The sequence below is a fragment of the Stieleria bergensis genome (genome assembly GCA_007745635.1).
GTDB lineage: Bacteria > Planctomycetota > Planctomycetia > Pirellulales > Pirellulaceae > Stieleria > Stieleria bergensis.
In genome coordinates this window covers 2,215,927-2,235,271 of record CP036272.1, presented here as the reverse complement: position 1 = coordinate 2,235,271, position 19,345 = coordinate 2,215,927, and the positions used below count along the sequence as shown (strand labels likewise).

At 54.5% G+C, this 19,345-nt stretch carries 10 protein-coding genes; 7 read left to right on the top strand and 3 right to left on the bottom strand.

The annotated features are described in order from the left end of the window. Window positions 1-297: 297 nt before the first annotated feature. Together SV7mr_RS07515 and groL are read left to right on the top strand one after the other, a co-directional pair. Window positions 298-615: a co-chaperone GroES gene (locus tag SV7mr_RS07515; protein ID WP_145270678.1), complete on the top strand. Its 318-nt coding sequence runs from the start codon at window positions 298-300 to the stop codon at window positions 613-615. 102 nt (window positions 616-717) lie between these two features. After that, window positions 718-2,334 carry a chaperonin GroEL gene (gene groL / locus SV7mr_RS07510; protein ID WP_145270676.1) on the top strand — a complete coding sequence of 539 codons (1,617 nt, stop codon included), beginning with the start codon at window positions 718-720 and terminating at the stop codon, window positions 2,332-2,334. 221 nt (window positions 2,335-2,555) lie between these two features. Here groL and SV7mr_RS07505 read toward each other — a convergent pair whose 3' ends face one another. Further along, window positions 2,556-6,044 (bottom strand): WD40 repeat domain-containing serine/threonine protein kinase, encoded by a 3,489-nt coding sequence (locus SV7mr_RS07505; protein ID WP_145270674.1) that lies wholly within the window; start codon window positions 6,042-6,044, stop codon window positions 2,556-2,558. A gap of 622 nt (window positions 6,045-6,666) precedes the next feature. On the opposite strand from SV7mr_RS07505, the gene cls reads away from it, so the two are divergent. Together cls and SV7mr_RS07490 are read left to right on the top strand one after the other, a co-directional pair. Beyond that, on the top strand, window positions 6,667-8,139 hold the full coding sequence (gene cls / locus SV7mr_RS07500) for a cardiolipin synthase (RefSeq protein ID WP_419188225.1): 1,473 nt from the start codon (window positions 6,667-6,669) through the stop codon (window positions 8,137-8,139). A gap of 612 nt (window positions 8,140-8,751) precedes the next feature. Then, the gene (locus tag SV7mr_RS07490; protein WP_145270672.1) at window positions 8,752-9,612 is read left to right on the top strand and encodes a hypothetical protein; all 861 of its coding nucleotides are present in this window, start codon (window positions 8,752-8,754) and stop codon (window positions 9,610-9,612) included. 100 nt (window positions 9,613-9,712) lie between these two features. On the opposite strand, the gene SV7mr_RS07485 is transcribed toward SV7mr_RS07490, so the two are convergent. After that, on the bottom strand, window positions 9,713-12,106 hold the full coding sequence (locus tag SV7mr_RS07485) for a sulfatase-like hydrolase/transferase (RefSeq protein ID WP_419188224.1): 2,394 nt from the start codon (window positions 12,104-12,106) through the stop codon (window positions 9,713-9,715). 159 nt (window positions 12,107-12,265) lie between these two features. Continuing rightward, window positions 12,266-12,634: a Rieske (2Fe-2S) protein gene (locus SV7mr_RS07480; protein WP_145270668.1), complete on the bottom strand. Its 369-nt coding sequence runs from the start codon at window positions 12,632-12,634 to the stop codon at window positions 12,266-12,268. A 355-nt stretch (window positions 12,635-12,989) separates the two neighbouring features. On the opposite strand from SV7mr_RS07480, the gene SV7mr_RS07475 reads away from it, so the two are divergent. From SV7mr_RS07475 to SV7mr_RS07465, 3 genes are all read left to right on the top strand, one after another. Then, entirely contained in the window at window positions 12,990-15,809 is a 2,820-nt protein-coding gene (locus SV7mr_RS07475; protein WP_473163679.1) for a M16 family metallopeptidase, read from the top strand. A gap of 1,084 nt (window positions 15,810-16,893) precedes the next feature. Continuing rightward, a complete protein-coding gene (locus tag SV7mr_RS07470; protein WP_145270666.1) occupies window positions 16,894-17,727 on the top strand; it encodes a glycosyltransferase family 2 protein in 834 nt (277 codons plus the stop codon). Window positions 17,728-18,006: 279 nt separating this feature from the next. Beyond that, a complete protein-coding gene (locus SV7mr_RS07465) occupies window positions 18,007-19,302 on the top strand; it encodes an outer membrane protein assembly factor BamB family protein (protein WP_145270664.1) in 1,296 nt (431 codons plus the stop codon). The last annotated feature ends 43 nt before the right edge of the window (window positions 19,303-19,345 follow it).

Genomic DNA, 19,345 nt, shown 5'->3' with positions numbered 1-19,345 from the left:
TTTGGCAGCGGCGATTGGTTTTTCATTCGCCAAAGATGAATTCAAATGGCACGGCGTTTGCTCAATGTCAGGATCGAGTTCGCGACTGTCAGGTTGGCGTGGCTAGAGCTGCGTGATCAACGATGTGTCGCCCCAACTAAACCACTCAGAGCATTGCTGCCGCAAACGCTTTGCGATTGTCCGGCTGGCTAAATTTCGCGGTCGGGTCCATTCGCCGAGTCGAATTGGCAGCGATTGCTCTTGAACATCACCTGAAAACGATTTTCATTCCCCGCAAATTAGAAGGTATCGGCAACCATGGCGACTGCCACCAAAAAGAAGGCCAGCGTTCGTCTGCAACCCATCGGTGAACGCATTGTGGTCCAGCGACAGGAAAGCGAGTCCACCACCGCTGGAGGCATTGTTTTGCCTGATTCGGCCAAGGAAAAACCAGCACGCGGCACCGTCGTTGCCGTTGGCACCGGGAAACTGTTGGACGATGGCTCGCGTAGCGAAAGCCAACTGACAGCTGGCGACGAAGTTCTGTTCAGCAGCTACGCCGGCGAAACGGTCGAAATCGACAACGTGGAATACCTGCTGATGCGTGAAGACGACGTTCTGGCAGTTCTCGGTTAATCGAGCTGCAATGACGTTCGCTGTCCACAGGCAGCATCAACAGCGCCAGTGCATCAACTTTCAAAACAACAACCACAACTCATAACCCCGTAAATCATCTCCATGGCAAAGATCATTGCATTTGAGCAAGAAGCCCGCGAAGCGATTCGACGCGGCGTCTCAAAATTGGCTCGTGCAGTCAAAGTCACCTTGGGTCCGAAAGGCCGCAACGTGATTCTGCAGAAAAGCTTTGGCAGCCCGACCGTCACCAAAGACGGTGTCACGGTTGCGAAAGAAATCGAACTGGAAGACGTCTATGAAAACATGGGCGCTCGCATGGTTCGCGAAGTGGCTAGCCAGACCAGCGACGTTGCTGGTGACGGAACCACCACCGCAACCGTCATGGCAGAAGCCATCTTCAACGAAGGCCTCAAAGCAGTCGTTGCCGGCGTCAACCCAATTCAAATGAAGCTTGGGATCGAAGCCGCTGTCAATGACCTGACTGAAAAACTGCACTCGATGGCCACCAAGGTCAAAGACCAAAGTGCAATGGCCGACGTGGCCACCATCGCCAGCAACAACGACCGCGAGATCGGCGAACTGTTGGCTGACGCGATGAGCAAGGTGGGCAAAGACGGTGTGATCACCGTTGATGAAGGCAAAAGCCTGAACACCGAGCAAGAATGGGTCGAAGGGATGCAGTTCGATCGTGGCTACTTGTCACCTTACTTCGTCACCGACAGCACCAGCATGGAAGCCGTCCTTGAAGACGCTTACATCTTGGTCTTCGAAAAGAAAATCAGCAGCATCAAGGACATGGTCCCCATGCTGGAAAAGGTTGTTCAGCAAGGCAAGCCATTGTTGATCATCGCTGAAGACGTCGACGGTGAAGCACTGGCCACCTTGGTCATCAACCGACTGCGTGGCACCTTCAACGTTTGTGCCGTCAAAGCACCTGGCTACGGCGATCGCCGTAAAGCCATGATGGAAGACATCGCCATCCTGACCGGCGGTCAAGCTATCTTCGAAGCTTTGGGGATCAAGCTGGAAAGCGTCGACCTGCCTCAACTCGGTCGCGCCAAAAAGATCATCATCGACAAAGACAACACCACGATCATCGAAGGTGCTGGCAAGAGCAGCGACATCAAAGCTCGTATCGACCAGATTCGCCGCGAAATCGAAAACAGCACCAGCGACTACGATCGCGAAAAGCTGGAAGAACGCTTGGCCAAACTGGCTGGCGGTGTTGCCAAAGTCAACGTCGGTGCAGCAACCGAAAGCGAAATGAAAGAAAAGAAGGCTCGCGTCGAAGACGCCTTGCACGCAACGCGTGCAGCCGTCGAAGAAGGCATCCTTCCCGGTGGTGGCGTGGCTCTGCTGCGTGCCAGCGGCAATGTATCGCCTGCTGACGAACTGAGCGATGACGAGAAAATCGGTTACAACATCGTGCTTCGCGCCTGCCGTGCTCCTCTGCACATGATCAGCACCAACGCGGGTCAAGATGGTGGCATCGTCTGCGAACGCGTCTTGGCCTCCAAGGGGAACACCGGCTACAACGCGTTGACCGACACCTACGAAGACCTGGTCAAAGCCGGCGTCATCGACCCCACCAAGGTCACACGCACCGCCCTGGGCAACGCAGCCAGCGTTGCAACGCTACTGCTAACCAGCGACGCACTGATCGCTGAGAAACCCAAAGAAGGTAGCGGCGGTCACGGTGGCGACCACGACATGTATTGATCCATTCCCCGATCAATCCAATCTAACGAAGCCCGCATCGATCTCGATGCGGGCTTTTTTTGTAACGCACCGGAAATCAACGTGGCTGCTCATGGCATTCTCATCGTGCCCGATGAACGATCAAAGTCAAACGGCTCGATCAGAGCAGGACGCTGCCACCGGCACACGCCCAGCCAACGAAAAGGCACAGAAGTGAAAAGGCGCTTATGATTTCCGCAGCGCTACTCCTGCTCGGTTGATCCAGCCGCCACTGTTGATTGACCAGCCACATTCAGGCGGGTCAGTTCGCCAGCAAGCGGCCCAAAGAGGATCTCTTCCCCTTGGGGATCGACAAACAGCTTGCCGTAGGCTCGAGATGACTCCAGCACTCCGGTACTGCGTCCGGTCACCAGATCCCAAAACTGCAAGGTGTCATTGGCCAAGCACACCAGGGTTCGATCATCAGCCAGAAACTGGAGCGATCTCGGCTTGCGTGCAGGCCCATAGACTCTCGCTCCGTCGTTCACTTGCTTCTCAAAATGATCGAGTTCGACCAGCGATACACTCCCGTCCCGACGACCGATGGCGACCAGATCGCCTGCATTGGCAACGGCAACCGCGCCGCTCAACTGACTGCCCAGCACCTTGGAGTACGCGGAGATTTCAAACCGTTCTGCGTCAACCAACAGGCAATACTCGTTGGCGGCAATTAACAACCCAGACTCATTGCGTCCCGTATAGAACACCCCGAGCTTCTGACTCGGCGGCAAGACGAGACGCCGAAGTTCTTCGCCAGTCGCTGGATCAAGTTCGATCAACAGGTTCGTCAATAAGAGCTGCAAACGTTGTCCATCGGAGGAATATTGCAGTGCAAAACAATCCTCATCGACATCCCACGTGTACGTTGCCTGCACGCTTCCGTCCTGAGCAGAAAGCAACTGCAACTCACGATCTGAAACACAAGCAATCTGATTCTGGGCTGCGGAATGAACGTGTTCAACATGAACAAACCCGTCTGGAAACGCGACCGCAAAGAGCACTTTTCCGCGTTGATCAATGCAACGTAAGGTTTGATCAGCACACCACACCAGCAACTTGTTCGCTTGACTATCCACGACGCTGAAGTCAACAATCTCGGCCTCATCAAGCCGGATGCGCTGTGTCCGAGATGAGACACTCCAGATCCTAACGTCCCCTTTTTGATCAGCGGTGACAATCCGATTAGCGTCCAGGAACTTCAGGCTGCAACAGCGTGAGTTGCTAACAGCGAACACCGTCGCATCGCAAAAGTCCATCGCTGGCGCGCGGTTCATCAGTGATTTCGGTAAATCCCAAACGTAAACATCACCGCTATCTGCACCGACCGCAACTCGTTGCCCCAAAGGGGAAAACTCGACACAGCGTTTGAATCCAGACGAATGCGTCAGGAGGTTGTGCCAGTTTTCAGTTTTGGGGCAATAGATCGAAACTTGATCTTGGTCAGAGACGACCAAACGCTCCGTCTCATTACAGTAGGTCGCCAAAGAAGGGTTCGAATGGTGATACCGGCGCTCTAATTCTTCAAGAGTTTTGATGTTCAATCGCATCCAACACTGACGACGCAAGGCATCGTTGGGATCTCGGTAAACGACTCCAACTGAGGTGCCGCCATCCAACAGACCAAGAATCTCGTTCCGTGAACTACAGGGCAGGGAGGCAAGTCGTTCGCCGCTGGAACTGTAGGTTTCAACCTTGTCGTAGCGAGTCGCGACCACCAACGACTGACCATCACCGGAGAACAAAATTGACTCAACACTGGTTTCGAAGTTCTCCACGCGTTGAATGATCTGACCGGATTCATAGTTCACAATCCAGAACGCGCCACCGCCCTGATCTGAATTGGCACTCACGGCCAGCAACCGACTCGGCCCGTGCACGGCTAACCCGTCGCCCTTACCATCCGTTTGCACGACAAGCTGGCTTTGCTGGGTTTCGGGATCCCACCGCAAGACCTTGCCGTCAGCACCACTGGAGAAAATCTCACCGGTTTCTGGGACGCAGCAAACTTCAAACGCACTGCCTTTGTGCTGGTGGCACAACTGCTGTTCGGGGACCTGAGAAAGATGATCCAACAGACGCCACTCAACCCCAGTGAAAACATGCGAGGGGTTGTCGACGCCATGTCGCCGCAAGCCATTGCGAGCGCCAACTTGATCGCCATTATTGAAGTCAACGAACGCTCTGGCGATATCCGCCAGGTAGTTCTCACGCAGCCGCTCCCAGGCCTGCAGTTGGTTTTCCCGAATCTGTTGTTCTAAGATCGACTTCGTCGTGCTCATCTCCAGCAAGTTGCTCTTGTACGCCATGACGGCCATGACCAGGAGACCGACGATCAATGTCATGACCGCGAAAATAGCATTCGCCAAGGCAAAGCTTCGTCGAGGGTGCCGCGAAACCGAGGAAAAGAACTTAGTCACCGGCGTCGGAATCCGGGCCAAGGTTCGTTCGCCATCGGCAAACCGATTGAGGTCAGCAGCCATGTCAGCAGCCGATTGATAGCGTTCTGAGCGTTCGTACGCCATCGCCTTTAAAATGATCGCCTCCAAATCAGTCGGCACATCTCTGCGGTGCTTTTTAGGCCGCACCAGCTTCCCTGAACTGATCTCGACCAAGGCCCGAATCGTATCCGAACTTCGAGGCCGCGTGAGCGTCGCGCATTCGTATAAAGTCGCACCCAAGGAATAAACGTCTGTTCTTGCGTCCAAGTTGTGATCAATGCCACCGGCTTGCTCGGGACTCATGTACTGGGGCGTGCCCATGATTTGGCCCGTTCGCGTGACCACCGTTTGCGACTCCGTTGCCGACGCGAGCCCAAAGTCAGCCAGCACCCAATGTCCATCTTGATCGACCAGGATGTTGGATGACTTGACGTCTCGATGCAGCACCCCGACTTGATGTGCTTCATGCAAAGCCTCAGCAATCTCGGCAAGTCGGCGGGCCATCCTTCGGTCATCCGCGATTTCCTTGAACACAACTTCCTGCGCTGTCGGTTTATCGACATGGGCTGTTGCTTTCGATTCATCGTCCGCGTCCGCGTCAAACTCGATGCGATGCAAATCACCAGAAAGTGCTTGTTGGCGCAGGTCAATCGCATCGGCAATCGACCGCTCACTCATCAGCGGCATCACCAAATAAGCGGCCTCTTCGCTGACTCCATAATCAATCAGTTCAATGATGTTGGGATGATTCAGAGAGCGAATCACTGCCGCCTCACGGCGGAAACGCTGCATCGCGTCTGAAGAAGTCGCCGGGCCAACATTCAAAATCTTGATCGCGCAGGTCCGGCCATCCTGATCATCGATGGCGGCGTAGATTTTGGACGTCCCACCGTGGGCCAGCAGACGCTGCAGCTGGTAATGAAAGAAGGCTCGTGGGAGCAGTTCGAACTCATGCTCCAGCTCAGCCTGCCCAGTGGCCGTGTCATCCGGATGCAACACGGCTACATCCGCACTTGGCAAGGTTCCCGCTTCGCCTTGAGAGCCGCCTTGAGAGCCGCCTTGAGAGCCGCCTTGAGAGCCGCCTTGAGAGCCGCCTTGAGAGCGCGTTGCGGCGGTTTTCCTCTGGCCGGAGACCTGCGGCGAGACCATCCGCATCCCCGGATGGCTGCTCTGATCCTGATCACGTTTTCCAACAGGCTCATCTACGCTGCGGTCGCCCGTGCGACCACTGACCGGTTCTTCGTGAATACTCACTACTTTTGCTCTCCAATGTACCGCTGAGCATGTCTCATCGAACCATTCTCTCGTGTGCAAGCAAACATTAACCGGTTGCCCCTGGACCGAGTGCCGAACGATCACCGCTGGCCAGTCATGACTTCAGACAGTGCGAGCCAGCATAGTATACAGTGAGGGCTAGCTCTCGCTCGGTAACACCGACGCACCGAAATGTTTGCAAACTCTAAAATTGGTGCGCGCAAACACGCACCCTACGAATCTACGCACCCTACGAATCCAATCTCGGTGCGAGGGAAACGCAACATCGATCAGAACGCACACCTGTTCAAAGCAGTGAGGGCTAACGCTAGGATGCAAGCCCCGTAGGAGTCGGCTTAGACAAGCTGAAAAGGAGTTTGGACAAGAAGAATTGCTGGTGTGGAAAACACTCACACCATCATTCTCACTGACAATCGTACCAGTCTTCTGCCACGACTGCGGCGCACCTACACTGAGTTAACAACGGATTGGCGAGGAGATTCGCTGAATTTCATCCAGAGTGACAACCACTCCACCCGAACGTTCTGCACCTGAACTGAACTCGTCTCGAGTCATGCGCGGGGCTGGTGGCTGAACCCAAAAGAACCTTTAACAGACGCCCATGATCTCCCCTCCATTTGTCCTGGCTGATTTAAGCCTGTTCTGGCAGCTGTCTCTTGCAGCTGGGATTGCCCTCGGCATTGCGATCCAGGCCTCGTTCATCATGCGCGTGCTGCTGAAACGCAAGCTCAATCCGGTCTCGCGTTTAGCTTGGCTGGTGGTGCTATTTGCCAGCCCTGGGATTGGTGTCATTGCATACTTGTTGCTTGGCGACATCAACATTGGTGACCGCCGATTAGCACGCATTAAAAAGGTCGTTGCCGCACTGCCTGCGATGCAACAACAGCCGCTCTACACGACCGTGATCGAAGATGGTTACCAACACCTGTTTCAAATTGGCCGGGCGATCAGTGAATTCTCGCCGGTCTCGGGGAACGCCGCTCAGTTGCTGCCTGATTCAACGGCCACCATCGACGCGATGGTGATCGATATCGACCAAGCACAGGATCACGTGCATGTTGAGTTCTACATTTGGCTTGACGATGCAAGTGGCTTGCGTCTGGCTCAGGCGCTCGAACGCGCAGCCAAACGAGGCGTCCAATGTCGCGCCATGGCAGACGGACTTGGCTCGCGTTTGCTGACCCGTTCACCGATTTGGCAGTCGATGCAAGACGCGGGCGTCAAGGTTGCTGTCGCATTGCCAATCGGCAACCCCTTTCTGCAAGTCCTGTTTGGCCGCATCGACTTACGGAACCACCGTAAACTGGTGGTGATCGACGGACAGATCAGCTACTGCGGCAGTCAAAACATTGCTGACGAAGCCTTTCGAATTAAGCCCAAGTACGCTCCCTGGGTCGATGTGATGTTTCGCTTCACCGGCCCCATCACTCAACAACATCAAAACGTCTTCGTTCGGGACTGGATGTGCCAGATCGATGAAGACATTTGCGGCTACCTTAACCAGCAGGTCAAAGTCCAATCAGACGGCATGATCGCGCAGGTGATTGCCACTGGCCCCGTTGGCCGTTACTCGGCGATGCCAGAAGTCTTTGAATCCCTGTTGCACACAGCCAGAAACTCGCTGACCATCACCACTCCCTATTACGTTCCCAACGAATCCTTGCAGGCCGCCTTGTGTGCAACAGCCAATCGAGGTGTCGAGACAACGCTGATTGTTCCCGCCCGCAACGACTCGTTCTTCGTCGCCGCAGCGAGTCGAAGCTATTACCTGGAACTCTTAGAAGCGGGCGTGAATCTATTCGAATATCGCCCGGGACTCCTGCATGCCAAGACGCTCACCATGGATAGCAGAGTGAGCCTGGTCGGGTCTTCGAATCTGGATCGGCGCAGTTTCGATCTGAACTTCGAAAACAACGTTTTGCTGATCGATCGCCAACTCACCACTGCGATCGAACATCGCCAGCAAACCTATTTGAATGATTCCGATCGAGTCACCATGGAGCAAGTGCTGCGTTGGCCCATTCGAAAACGGTTAGTCAACAATCTTTTTGCAATGATGGGCCCCATTCTCTAATGCATGCGCGACAAGTGCTGGCCGCCCGCCACGGAATAACGCGACCGGAGTCCGCCGGCGTTCTCGTGACAACCAAGGTGACCATTGGGGCGATCGAGACTCTGATTCAGACGCACTGTTAAGCTGTTCCGGATGCACGGGCTAAGAAACCCTTGCGGATTTTCACAGACTACGTTGTTCAGGTAAAAATCGCTCTCTAGATTGCCGATGGACGATAGTGAGGGACTCGGCACTGTGATGCCTTGCACCTTCGATCGGGCTTCTCCGATTGACTTGCCAGACCACTCACCTATCTGGCAAGTGCGGACGATCAGCACCGATGCACATTGCCTGCTAAACACACATCATAGCCTGCTAAACACACATCACAGCCTGCTAAACACACATCACAGCCTGCTAAACACACATCACAGCCTGCTAAACACACATCACAGCCTGCTAAACACACATCACAGAACTGCGCTCTGCTAAGCGTGCAGCCCTTACCCCTATTTTGCCATCGTTTCACGGATGAACATGATGTTGGTCAACGGTTACAAACGAGCCGCGTTTCTTCTCGCTGCGTGCTGCGTTGCCTTGATGACAGGCTGCCATTCCTTTCATGGACATCGAATGGCTTCACACTCATCGCTGCCCAGTTGCGACTGCTGCGACCAAGCGGTCGGCGTCTGTGATTGCGATCAGATGCCCGTGCAGATTGATGACAGTTGCGACAGCATCTATGATGGCGGATGCGACAGTTTATTCTCCGGCAATCGCTCCCAACTGCGTCGCGGTTCGGCAATTGGTTGGTTCGATGGTTGCGCCAACATCCTTGGCTACCCGAACAAAATCGCCTTATGGGACAAGCGTGCCGACTGTCATCGGATCAGCCCTGCGACAGAACGAGAGGTGCTGCAGTATCTCCATCGCCACGGTTTGCATTCCACATTGGTTCGTAGCAATCAGTACGACCCGATTGGTGAATTCAAGCGTTTGATCCACAACAAAAAAATCTCCGCCGGATGGCGCTGCACGTTCGGCGTTTATGACTGCATTCGCTACACGGTCATTCCGGGCCGAGTGATTGGCGGAGACTGGTACAATCCGTTCACCGACTCCATTCACTTGTATTCGGATATTCCCAGCATCGCGATGGCAAAGGCAGCGTACGCCAAAGATGTTCACGGCCGAAACACACCAGGCAACTACGCGGTCACCCAAGAGTTCCCGATCATTGGTCTTACACATGAACGTCTGGCCAACCGTGAAGTGTATCGACACTATCGCAGCCAAAGAAATCATGGTGCGATCACAGAAGCAGAGCGCATTCTAGAACCTGACTTCTTTGGCTCCTTGGGTTCGCAGACGCTTGGGTTCCTGCCTGGTGGCAGCGTGTACGGACGGGCCGCAGGAGCGTTGGTGGGGCATTCGATTCGCGGCATCACCGACCCAGCAAGCTTGGCGCAAAAGTACCCGCACGCTCCCTTTTGATCGGCAGCGTCACTTTTCCGGGACAGTGCTTCCCACGCGTCACGTGAAGAGCACCATCCAGGCGCGATGAGGCCACAAAGCCGTCTCTCACGCTAGTGGGTTACTCTGCGTGCTCGATCACAAAGTCAACGAGTTTCTGACTTCGAAAGAAGCCTGGCCAAACATTATGCCCCTGGCCTTTGGGGACTTCAATTTCAATCAAGTCACCTTTACCGGCGGCCTGATAGGCTTTCAGTATTGCCTGCGAATTGGCTTCCAAGGGTACCACCTTGTCCACGTCGCCGTGAATCAGAAACACCGGAATGGACGCGTCGATGACGGGCTGGAATGTGAGCACGGGTGTGAACTGAGCCGCCTCGAAGTCCAACCCTCGATACGCCAATCCAGCCCGAGCAACACCTGGATAACTGCGGTAATCAAAGACTGGATAAATGCCTGCGATCGCTTGCACGCGTTCAGGATGATCAATCGCAAATCGGCTGATCCACAAACCACCACGACTGCGTCCCAGCAGCACGCAACGCTTGTGATAGCCTTTGTCTTGGAGGTGCTGATAGAAAGCGTCAAAGTACTTGCTGCTGTGAGGACTGCCGTAGGCCTCGCCAAGATCAATGCCTGCAACAGCAAGCCCAGCGTCAAGAAACTGCTGATGCATCCAGGATTCATGACGGTCCGGAATTCCGGGCAAGGTCGGAGCGTAGAACACCCATGGATTCCCTTGGGCGGGCTGATCGGGCTTCATCAAGAACGCCTTGCGTCCTTCAACGAAAAAGGTTTCCCCGTTGATTAGCACGGACTTTCGCTTGGTGTTGGCGGCCAACTGGGCCTCCCACATTTTGCCGCTGCGGTGCGCCGTTTGCTTGGCGCCCGATGCTTTTTCAGCAGCGTTTAGATCAGCGCTGGCCAATTCGATCATGGCGTCTGTTTCGTCCTGCCAAAGCTCTCGCAGCACCTTGAGCCGATCGAATTCGCTCAGCGCGAGGTCCCGCGTCTCGGCTCGATCCTCCGCCACGTGATACAGTTCCCAGGGCTCGTCATACGGTGCCACAGCCTTCCAGTCACCTTTTCGAATTGCCCGGTGTCCATCGTGATACCACCACAGCGTTCGATCGCTAGCGGTTGGTTCGTTCTGTTCTAAGATGCGTTTGGCGAAGCTCTGGCCGGGGGTCGGTGGAGCGTCAGGATCCGCGGTCACACCAGCCAGTTCCAGCAAAGTGACTGGCACGTCAATCACATGCTGAGGCCCAGCGAGAAGTTCGCGTCGAGCCTTGATTGACTTTGGCCAGGAAACAATCATTGGCGTCGAGATCCCGCCTTCATGCGTCCACGTTTTGTGTCGTCGAAAGGGTGAGTTACAAACGGTCGACCACCCTGGTCCCAAGCAGAGATAGCTGAACGCCGACCCCATTGGCGCTTTGGCATCATGGCCGTCTCCACGAACCATCAGCTCCGCACTGGCTCCATTATCAGAGAGAAACACAACCAGCGTGTTATCAAGCTGATCGCGTTTCTTTAACAGTTCAATGACTCGACCAATTGAACGGTCCATGCGATCGATCATCGCCGCATGGATCGCCATCTTTTCAGCTTGAAATTGCTTCTGTGTCTCAGAAAGCGCGCTCCATGGCTTGGCAAAACGCATTTCACCTGGGCCCAAAATCTGATACGCATCGGCAAAGAAGTAAGGTGCACCGAGTCCGGGTTCAACCTGCGAAAGAGCAGGGAAGTGTTGATCCTTGTTCAGCAACCCCAACTGTTTCATCTTTGCCAATCGCTGATTGCGAAGCTGATCCCACCCCTGTTGATAGACAGCTTGATAACGATCGATATCGGCCTGCAAAGCTTGCAAGGGAAAGTGCGGTGCGGTGTAAGCCAAGTACTGAAAGAAGGGCTGTTCAGCGTGTTGCTGAAAGTGGTTCTGCAGATTCTCAATGGCATCATCGGCCAGTGCGCTGGTCAAATACCAATCGTCACGAAATTCAAGTGGCCGCCCTTGCTTGCCATCCTTTCCAGGCTTGGGCTGGAAGTACCTGCCGGCTTGGACAGTCCAACTCTCGTCAAAGCCTTGCTGTTTAGGATCGCCATCGAGATGCCACTTGCCACTGTGATAGCAGCGATAACCTGCGTCCCCTAACCTCTGTGGCAACAGTTTCGCCCAAGCGGGTCGCTTGCCACGATTCCCTCCGCCGGTCGGAATGCCTGGCAAAAAATCACGCCGCACCTGCTGGGGATAATAGCCGGTTAAGAGCGAGGCTCGGGTCGGCCAGCAGCGTCCTGTGTTGTAGCATTCTGAAAAGCGCACACCGGATTCGGCCAAGGCATCCAGCGTGGGTGTCTGGATCTCGCTGCCATAGCAACCTAAGTCCGAATAGCCCAAATCGTCGGCAAGAATGAGCAGGATGTTTGGCCGCTGATCCTCTCCCTGCGAAACTGCAGAGAACGACATCATGGCAACCAAGCTGGCGAACAAGAGGGTGAACGGGGCTAATCTCATCGAAAACACTTCCCAAGGCCTCATCGCTGACGAGGCTCTCTTTCGCTGATGGCGGACAATGAGCTTGCTCTGGCAGCAAACGCGAACTGAATTCAGTGGAGCGACCGACTGGAAACGGGATCGAACCGGCGATTCGCGATCCGGAGACAAGCAACAAAACTAGACCAATTGTACTTCGATTCGATCGCCCTGTTGCCGGACGGGAAACACTCGCTGCAAAGGTTGGCGATTGATGGTCTGAATGCCCGTTTCCAACTCATATTGCCAACCGTGCCAAGGACAGGTCACGCAGGGATTGCCTCCGTCGGTCTTCCCCAACGTCCCCTGAGCGACTGGTCCACCTTGATGGGCGCACAATCCGTCCAGTGCAAACAGTTGACCGTCGCAACGAAACAAGGCAATCACTTCCCCCTTCACGACGACTTCGATCGCACCTGCCTCTGGCACCGCGTCCACCGCAGCGACATCGATCCATTGATCTGCAGTGGGATCAGGACTGGGTTCTGAATGATGGGTCGAATCGGGCATTAACCGCTCTGCCTCGTAAACAGCGAACTTGCCGTGTTGCGTCAAATAACAACACTTCGATTGCCAAACTAGTCGCTCAGCGAAATGAAGTGTAGCCCCCATGTAGGCAACTTCCTGGGGCAACCTGCAACGCGTTCGCACAGACGGCTCGCAGATGAAGGTCGAACGCCATCACTTCTGCGATTGCCCCAGGTACTGCATCATGGTCAAACCGATACAATAATCTTTGCTGTTGCCTCGCGACAGCAGAATGGAATCATCACCGGGTTTGGCGACGGGGAGCCAGGATTGTTAACCTGCCCAAGTCAAACTCCCAATCACGCTGTTTCACTGTCAATCACGCGGAGCCAACAAAGTGAATCGATGCATACGTCTCGTCGCCCTCGCTTCAATTCTGATCTTTCAAGTCTCGATATCAGGGTCCACCAGAGAAGCGCAGGGGCAAGACAATCGCCAACCACCACAAGCAACGACCAGCCAGCAACAGCAAGAAGCCGTGGCAAAACCCGGCCAGCAGGCTCCTGAGGGAATCATGAAAATCACTGAAGTCGAAGGGATCTCGGAATACGCACTGGAAAACGGCACCCGTGTGCTGCTGTTTCCCGACCCCAGCAAAGAAGTGGTCACGGTGAACATGACTGTCTTTGTTGGCTCGCGCCATGAAGGCTACGGCGAAGCCGGCATGGCACACCTGCTAGAACACATGCTGTTTAAAGGCACGCCAGAACACCCCAAGATCCCCAAAGTGCTACAAGAACGCGGGGCAACCTTTAATGGGACAACCTGGGTTGACCGAACGAACTACTACGAAACACTTCCAGCCAGTGAAGACAACCTCAAGTTCGCCCTCAATCTGGAAGCCGACCGTCTGATCAATAGCTTCATCCGTGGCGAGGACCTGGAAAGTGAAATGACGGTTGTGCGTAACGAATTTGAACGCAGCGAGAACTCGCCCTTTCGCGTGCTGATGCAGCGAATGCAATCGATTGCGTACGACTGGCACAACTACGGACAATCCACCATTGGTAACCGCAGCGACATCGAACGCGTGCCCGTTGTCAGCTTGCGTCGCTTTTACAAAAAGTACTATCGCCCCGACAACGTGATGGTGATCATCGCTGGCAAGTTCGATTCCGAAACGGCTCTTCAGCTTGTCTCCGAATCGTTTGGCAAACTGGAATCACCCGAAACGCCGATCGATCCAACGTACACCGTCGAGCCACCGAAAGACGGCGAGCGAACGGTTGCCTTACGACGCGTCGGCGATGTGCAGTACGTGGGCACGACCTATCACGTGCCAGCTGGCGGTCACCCCGAGTTTGCCGCCATCAAAGCGCTCTCTAGCATCTTGGGCAACGAGCCCAGTGGTCGCCTGTATCGTGACATGGTCTCCACCAAATTGGCCAGCAGTGTTTCATCGTTTGCGTTCGCTTACGCGGAACCGGGCAACTTGATGTGCTTTGCAGAAATCCCCAACGGAAACTCAATCGAATCCGCTCGTGCCAAACTGATCGAAGTTCAAGAGCAGTCTTTCCTGACAACGCCCGTGACCGAAGCAGAGGTCGAGCGCGCCAAGCAGAACATCCTCAAACAACGCGAGCTTCAAGCCAACAAGACGGACCAATTGGCCATCCAGCTCAGCGAATGGTCCGCTCAAGGCGACTGGCGTTTGTACTTCTTGTATCGTGACTGGGTCGAAGCATTGACCGCCGAGCAAGTCCAAGCCGTCGCCATCAAGTACCTGGTTCGCAACAACCGCACCGTTGGCCTGTTCTTGCCTGCGGACCAAGCAGAACGGGTGCAAATCCCCGAAACGCCCAACCTGCAAGCCATGCTCAAGGACTACAAGGGTCGCCAAGTCGTTCAAAGCGGCGAAGTTTTTGATCCCGATCCAATCAAGATTGAAGCGCGCACCAAACGCGGTGAACTTCCCAGTGGCCTGCGATTTGCCATGCTGCCAAAACAGTCTCGTGGACAATCGGTTTCGCTATCCATGACACTGCGGTTCGGGGATCAAAAGTCCATGATCAATCGACTCGGAGCCGTTGAACTGCTGGGGATCTTGATGGCTCGTGGCACAGAAGACAAGAGCTACGAACAACTCAAAGACGAACTGACGCGACTGCGTGCGACGATGCAGGTCTCAACGTTCCCAGGCGTGTTACAGGTTTCACTGGAAACCAAGAAAGAATATCTGGCGGAGGTGCTCGAGCTGCTGGGCGAAGTGCTGCGAACGCCAGCGTTCAAAAGCGAGGAACTGGAGATCCTGCGTGAACAGATTATCACGCAGATTCAACAGAGCACTACCGAGCCAACTGCGCTCGCCCCACGCAACGTGCGCCGCCGACTGTCACCTTATGGCTCCGATGATGTTCGTTACGTGCAAACGCTGGACGAAGAGATTGCGATGTATCGAAGCGCAACGCGAGAACAGATCGTGGCCCTGCACGACGAGCTGCTCTCTGGCCAAGTTGGCGAACTGAGCGTTGTGGGTGACTTCGATCAACAGGCCGTCATGGACGCCATCAACGCGTCCCTAGAAGGCTGGACCACTGACACGCCCTATGTGCGTATTGACCGCCCTGCCAATGGACTCGAAGCGGGAAAACTGGAATCCGTTCAGACCCCCGATAAAGAGAACGCCTTCTTTTTTGCCTCGCAAGAAATGTCGCTCTCTGATAGCAGCCCCGAGTTTGCTCCGCTTGAACTGGCGAACTTCATTCTCGGTGGCGGTGGCTTAAGCAGTCGACTTGCCAACCGAGTGCGTCAACAAGAGGGACTCTCCTACACCGTTCGCAGCTCGCTTAGCAATCGCGCCAAAGACAAACGCGTTGACTGGACCGTGTACGCAATCACCAACCCAGACAATAAAGACAAGCTGATTTCGGTGATCCAGGAAGAAATGGATAAGTTCCGAGACAAAGGCATCGAGCAGACCGAGCTTGAACAGGCTCAGTCTGCTTACCTGCAGGCAAAACGCGTCGGTCGCACCTCTGATGCAGCCTTGGCATCTGAACTGCTGCAGGGACTGTTCCTCGGCCGCACCATGAAGTTTGCAGCCGAACATGAGCAACGGATTGCTGAAACCACCGTTGATCAAGTCAATGCCGCGATCAAGAAACACTTGCACTGGAACAAGTCCGCCAAAGCAATCGCTGGTGACTTTAGCAAGTAACGACTGAGCGCCATGGAATGAACAAAGCTGCCTGCGATCCGCAGCAGCCTTGGTTTGAGAAACAAAAAAAGGCCAGCCATCTTCCATGATGGTTGGCCTTTTTGATTGCCATTGGTTTCATTGACCGATCAATCCATCGATCGAAGTCAATTCAACGCCGTTAATAATGACAATAAATGTTCGGAAGTTACGATCCGTGTGAGCAAATCGGTGGGGCTGACTTGCCGGCGATCCAAAGTTGCCGCCTTCCTCATTTGAACAGTCGTGATCCATCCCGGAGGACTGTCGGTAGGCTAGGAATCCGTCCTAACACACCTGTGTTTTGCGTTCGCTGTGTTTACGTTTGCTGTGTTTACGTTTGCTGTGTTTTGCGTTCGCTGCGTTCTGCATTCGCCATGCTTTCTGTTGAGTCGCTGCGAGTTGTTCATCTAGCGTTTGGTGGCAAAGTTTGATTGGTTCAATGGGGTTCGGGCGAATACGTCGACGAGCTGTTTTTGTGAATCGCAAGGCGATGCAAACTTTACAACACATTCAACCCAAGCAGGTCACCCAACTCTCGGGATACCTCACCCTCGTTTGCCGCCCAGCAGCAAACCAGTTTCAAAAAGTTGTGATAAGATGAACAAGTCGTCCAACAAAGCGGCGAACACGTTATCCACATCGTTGGTGAGTAAGAATTTGCCAATCATCAACCTTTGTGTCAACAACAAAGTGTGACGTTTAAGCAATGTTGGAAAAGCAGATCAGCAAACCGCTCGGTAATTTTCGTGTTAAAGCATGCGATTATTTTTTTAATGATTTTCAAAATCAGGATGCATTCATCACCACGATTTCAAGCTTACACCTCAGGCCCATCCAGCCATGTCACAACGACTGAGCCAACCATCGCCTGAAGGCGGCAACTGGCCCCCCCGCTACCTGACGCCTTCAACAGGATGCTGGCTTCTGAACGACTCTGGGGCTGCCCAGCATTTCCTAGTTACTAGACTGACCGACCGTCAAACACTCCACTGGCTGTAAGACAAAACCCGCAAGCCATCGCATCACTTCCACGCTGTGATTTTCACGACCACCGACTGTCCACATGACCTTACCTAACAAAGTCCAACAGCAACTCACCGAACAGACGGCAAACCCATGGTCGGCAGAGTTTGTTGAACGCATGGAGCGTCTTGTTGGGAAGGACGCCTGTCGACGACTGGCGATCTTTGCATTACCGGCCGACTTTGTGCTGTCGGTTGTTGTGCCTGTTTACAACGAAGCCCTGACGGTCGCATCGGTGGTGGACTTGCTGCGCGAAACAAAACTTCCAATGCAGATCATCTTGATCGACGATGGCAGCACCGATGGCACCGACGAGGCGTTAAAAACGCTGGAAGAGGCCGACGACGTCACCGTGGTCAGGCACCAGAAGAATCAAGGCAAAGGTGCCGCGATCCGCAGTGGATTCCAGCATGCAACGGGAGACATCGTCGTCATCCAGGACGCGGACCAAGAATACTCGCCGTCAGACTTTCGCTTGCTCCTGCAACCGTTGATCGCCCAGGAAGCCGACATCTGCTACGGCACACGCTATGGCCATCATGATCGCCAGCTGTCTCCTTGGTGGCACCAGATGGTCAACGGTATGATCACGATGCTGGCCAGCATTGCAATCGGCGTCCGCTTCAGTGACGTGGAAACCTGTTACAAGATGATTCCCCGGAAACATCTCGAATCCATCGCCGACGGGCTGAAGGAAAATCGCTTTGGCATCGAAATTGAGCTGACTGCCAAACTGGCTCGCAAACGGCTCCGCTTCACCGAACGCCCCATTCGCTATCAGCATCGTTGGTACGACGAGGGCAAAAAAATTGGCTGGCGTGATGGTGTCAGTGCGTTATGGTGCATCTTTAAATACGGCCTGCTTCGACGTTAGCCGTCTCTCTTGGTGTGGCATAAAAATCTGATCGAGTGCCGCACGGCCCATCCAGAAATCGACTAAACTCTGTGTTGCCGAGGCTCTGTCAATCGCCTCCGCCCCCCCGCTTCATCGATGGGTTATGATGGAGACATCGCGACGATCGGATTTCAACCAGCGAACTGCGGCAGCCAAGGCTGTTGTTTTGCCACCGTTGAATCTCTGTTCGCGGTCCCGTTGATTCGGTGATGGCTTCCCCCGATTTTGTCACGCCCTCTTGTTCCACAGACATTCAACATGCTTCGCACATTGCACGATCACGATTGTTCTTTTCGCAAGCTGGATTGGTTTGCCACCCAGTTTCGCACGGCTGGCATGCTGGTGATCCTGATGGCGACCTGCATCGTTCAAGCCAAGGCTGCTGACCAGTGGCCGGGTTTTCGCGGACTGGATCTCAACGCCACCGTGCCCGCGGCGAAGATGCCCGCTAGCCTGGACCGTGACGCCGCCAAATGGACGTACGACCTCAAACAGTACGACGTTGGCAGCATGGCCATCCAAGACGGTACGATCTACACCTTGGCCAGCGCATCAGATGGCCAGGCAGTCCGCTTGATTGCATTGGATTTGCAAACCGGAACACAAAAGTGGGAACAAACGCTTCCCCAAGCAAAGAACCACCTGCACTCTCGCAACACACCCGCATCAAGCACACCAGCAACGGACGCCGATTTCGTCTACGTGGCGCACAGTGATCGTGAACACACCTGGGTGCGTTGCTTCGATCATCAAGGCAATCTGATTTGGAAGCGAGATTTGGGACTGGCTCAAAGCCAGCATGGTTTTGGCACTTCACCAACAGTGCATGGCGACGTCGTGTTGCTGAACTTTTCACAACAAGCCGAACAACTTCGCGAAGGCAAACCGGGGACCAGTAAGTTTATCGCCCTGCAACGTTCGACCGGCAAAACGCAATGGGAAACACCTTTGGCGTCAACACGCGTCTGCTATGGACTGCCTGTAGTGCGTGACGGAGTCGTTTATGGGGCCAATACCGGCAATGGCATCTTTGCTTTGTCACTGGAAACGGGCAAGTTGCTGTGGGACCTTCCGGTCTTTTCCAAACGCTGCGTCAGCACTGCGATGATCGCCGACGACTTGGTGATGGGCACCAGCGGCAGCGGAGGTGGCGGCAACCACTTGGTCGCTGTCCGAGTTCCCAAAAACGCGAACGAGCAGCCAACGGAGGTCTATCGAATTGAACGCGGTGCACCTTACGTTCCCACCAGCATTATCCATCAAGGCCTACTGTTCATGATTGATGATCGTGGAATCGCCTCATGCTACAAAGCCAAATCAGGAGACGAGCTGTGGAAGCAACGCATCGGCGGCAGCTTCGGAGCCTCGCCGGTGCTGCTCGGCAACCAACTCTTGATGATCAACCTCAGCGGTGAAGCAACGGTTGTGGAAGCATCTGAGCAAGGCAAGGTGGACCAGAAAATTGATCTCGGTGGCCCGGTCGGTGCAACGCCGGCTTATGCAGACGGATTACTTCTGCTGCGAGTTGGATCGGAACTTCGTTGCCACCAATAATCAACTGCGTGGCGTTTCCTCGCGACCTCCAAACCGCACCTCT

Coding starts and splice junctions, on each gene's coding strand:
- SV7mr_RS07515 (WP_145270678.1), top strand. CDS start 298: ATGGCGACTGCCACCAAAAAGAAGGCCAGCGTTCGTCTGCAACCCATC.
- groL (WP_145270676.1), top strand. CDS start 718: ATGGCAAAGATCATTGCATTTGAGCAAGAAGCCCGCGAAGCGATTCGA.
- cls (WP_419188225.1), top strand. CDS start 6,667: ATGATCTCCCCTCCATTTGTCCTGGCTGATTTAAGCCTGTTCTGGCAG.
- SV7mr_RS07490 (WP_145270672.1), top strand. CDS start 8,752: ATGGCTTCACACTCATCGCTGCCCAGTTGCGACTGCTGCGACCAAGCG.
- SV7mr_RS07485 (WP_419188224.1), bottom strand. CDS start 12,106: ATGAGATTAGCCCCGTTCACCCTCTTGTTCGCCAGCTTGGTTGCCATG.
- SV7mr_RS07480 (WP_145270668.1), bottom strand. CDS start 12,634: ATGCCCGATTCGACCCATCATTCAGAACCCAGTCCTGATCCCACTGCA.
- SV7mr_RS07470 (WP_145270666.1), top strand. CDS start 16,894: ATGACCTTACCTAACAAAGTCCAACAGCAACTCACCGAACAGACGGCA.
- SV7mr_RS07465 (WP_145270664.1), top strand. CDS start 18,007: ATGCTTCGCACATTGCACGATCACGATTGTTCTTTTCGCAAGCTGGAT.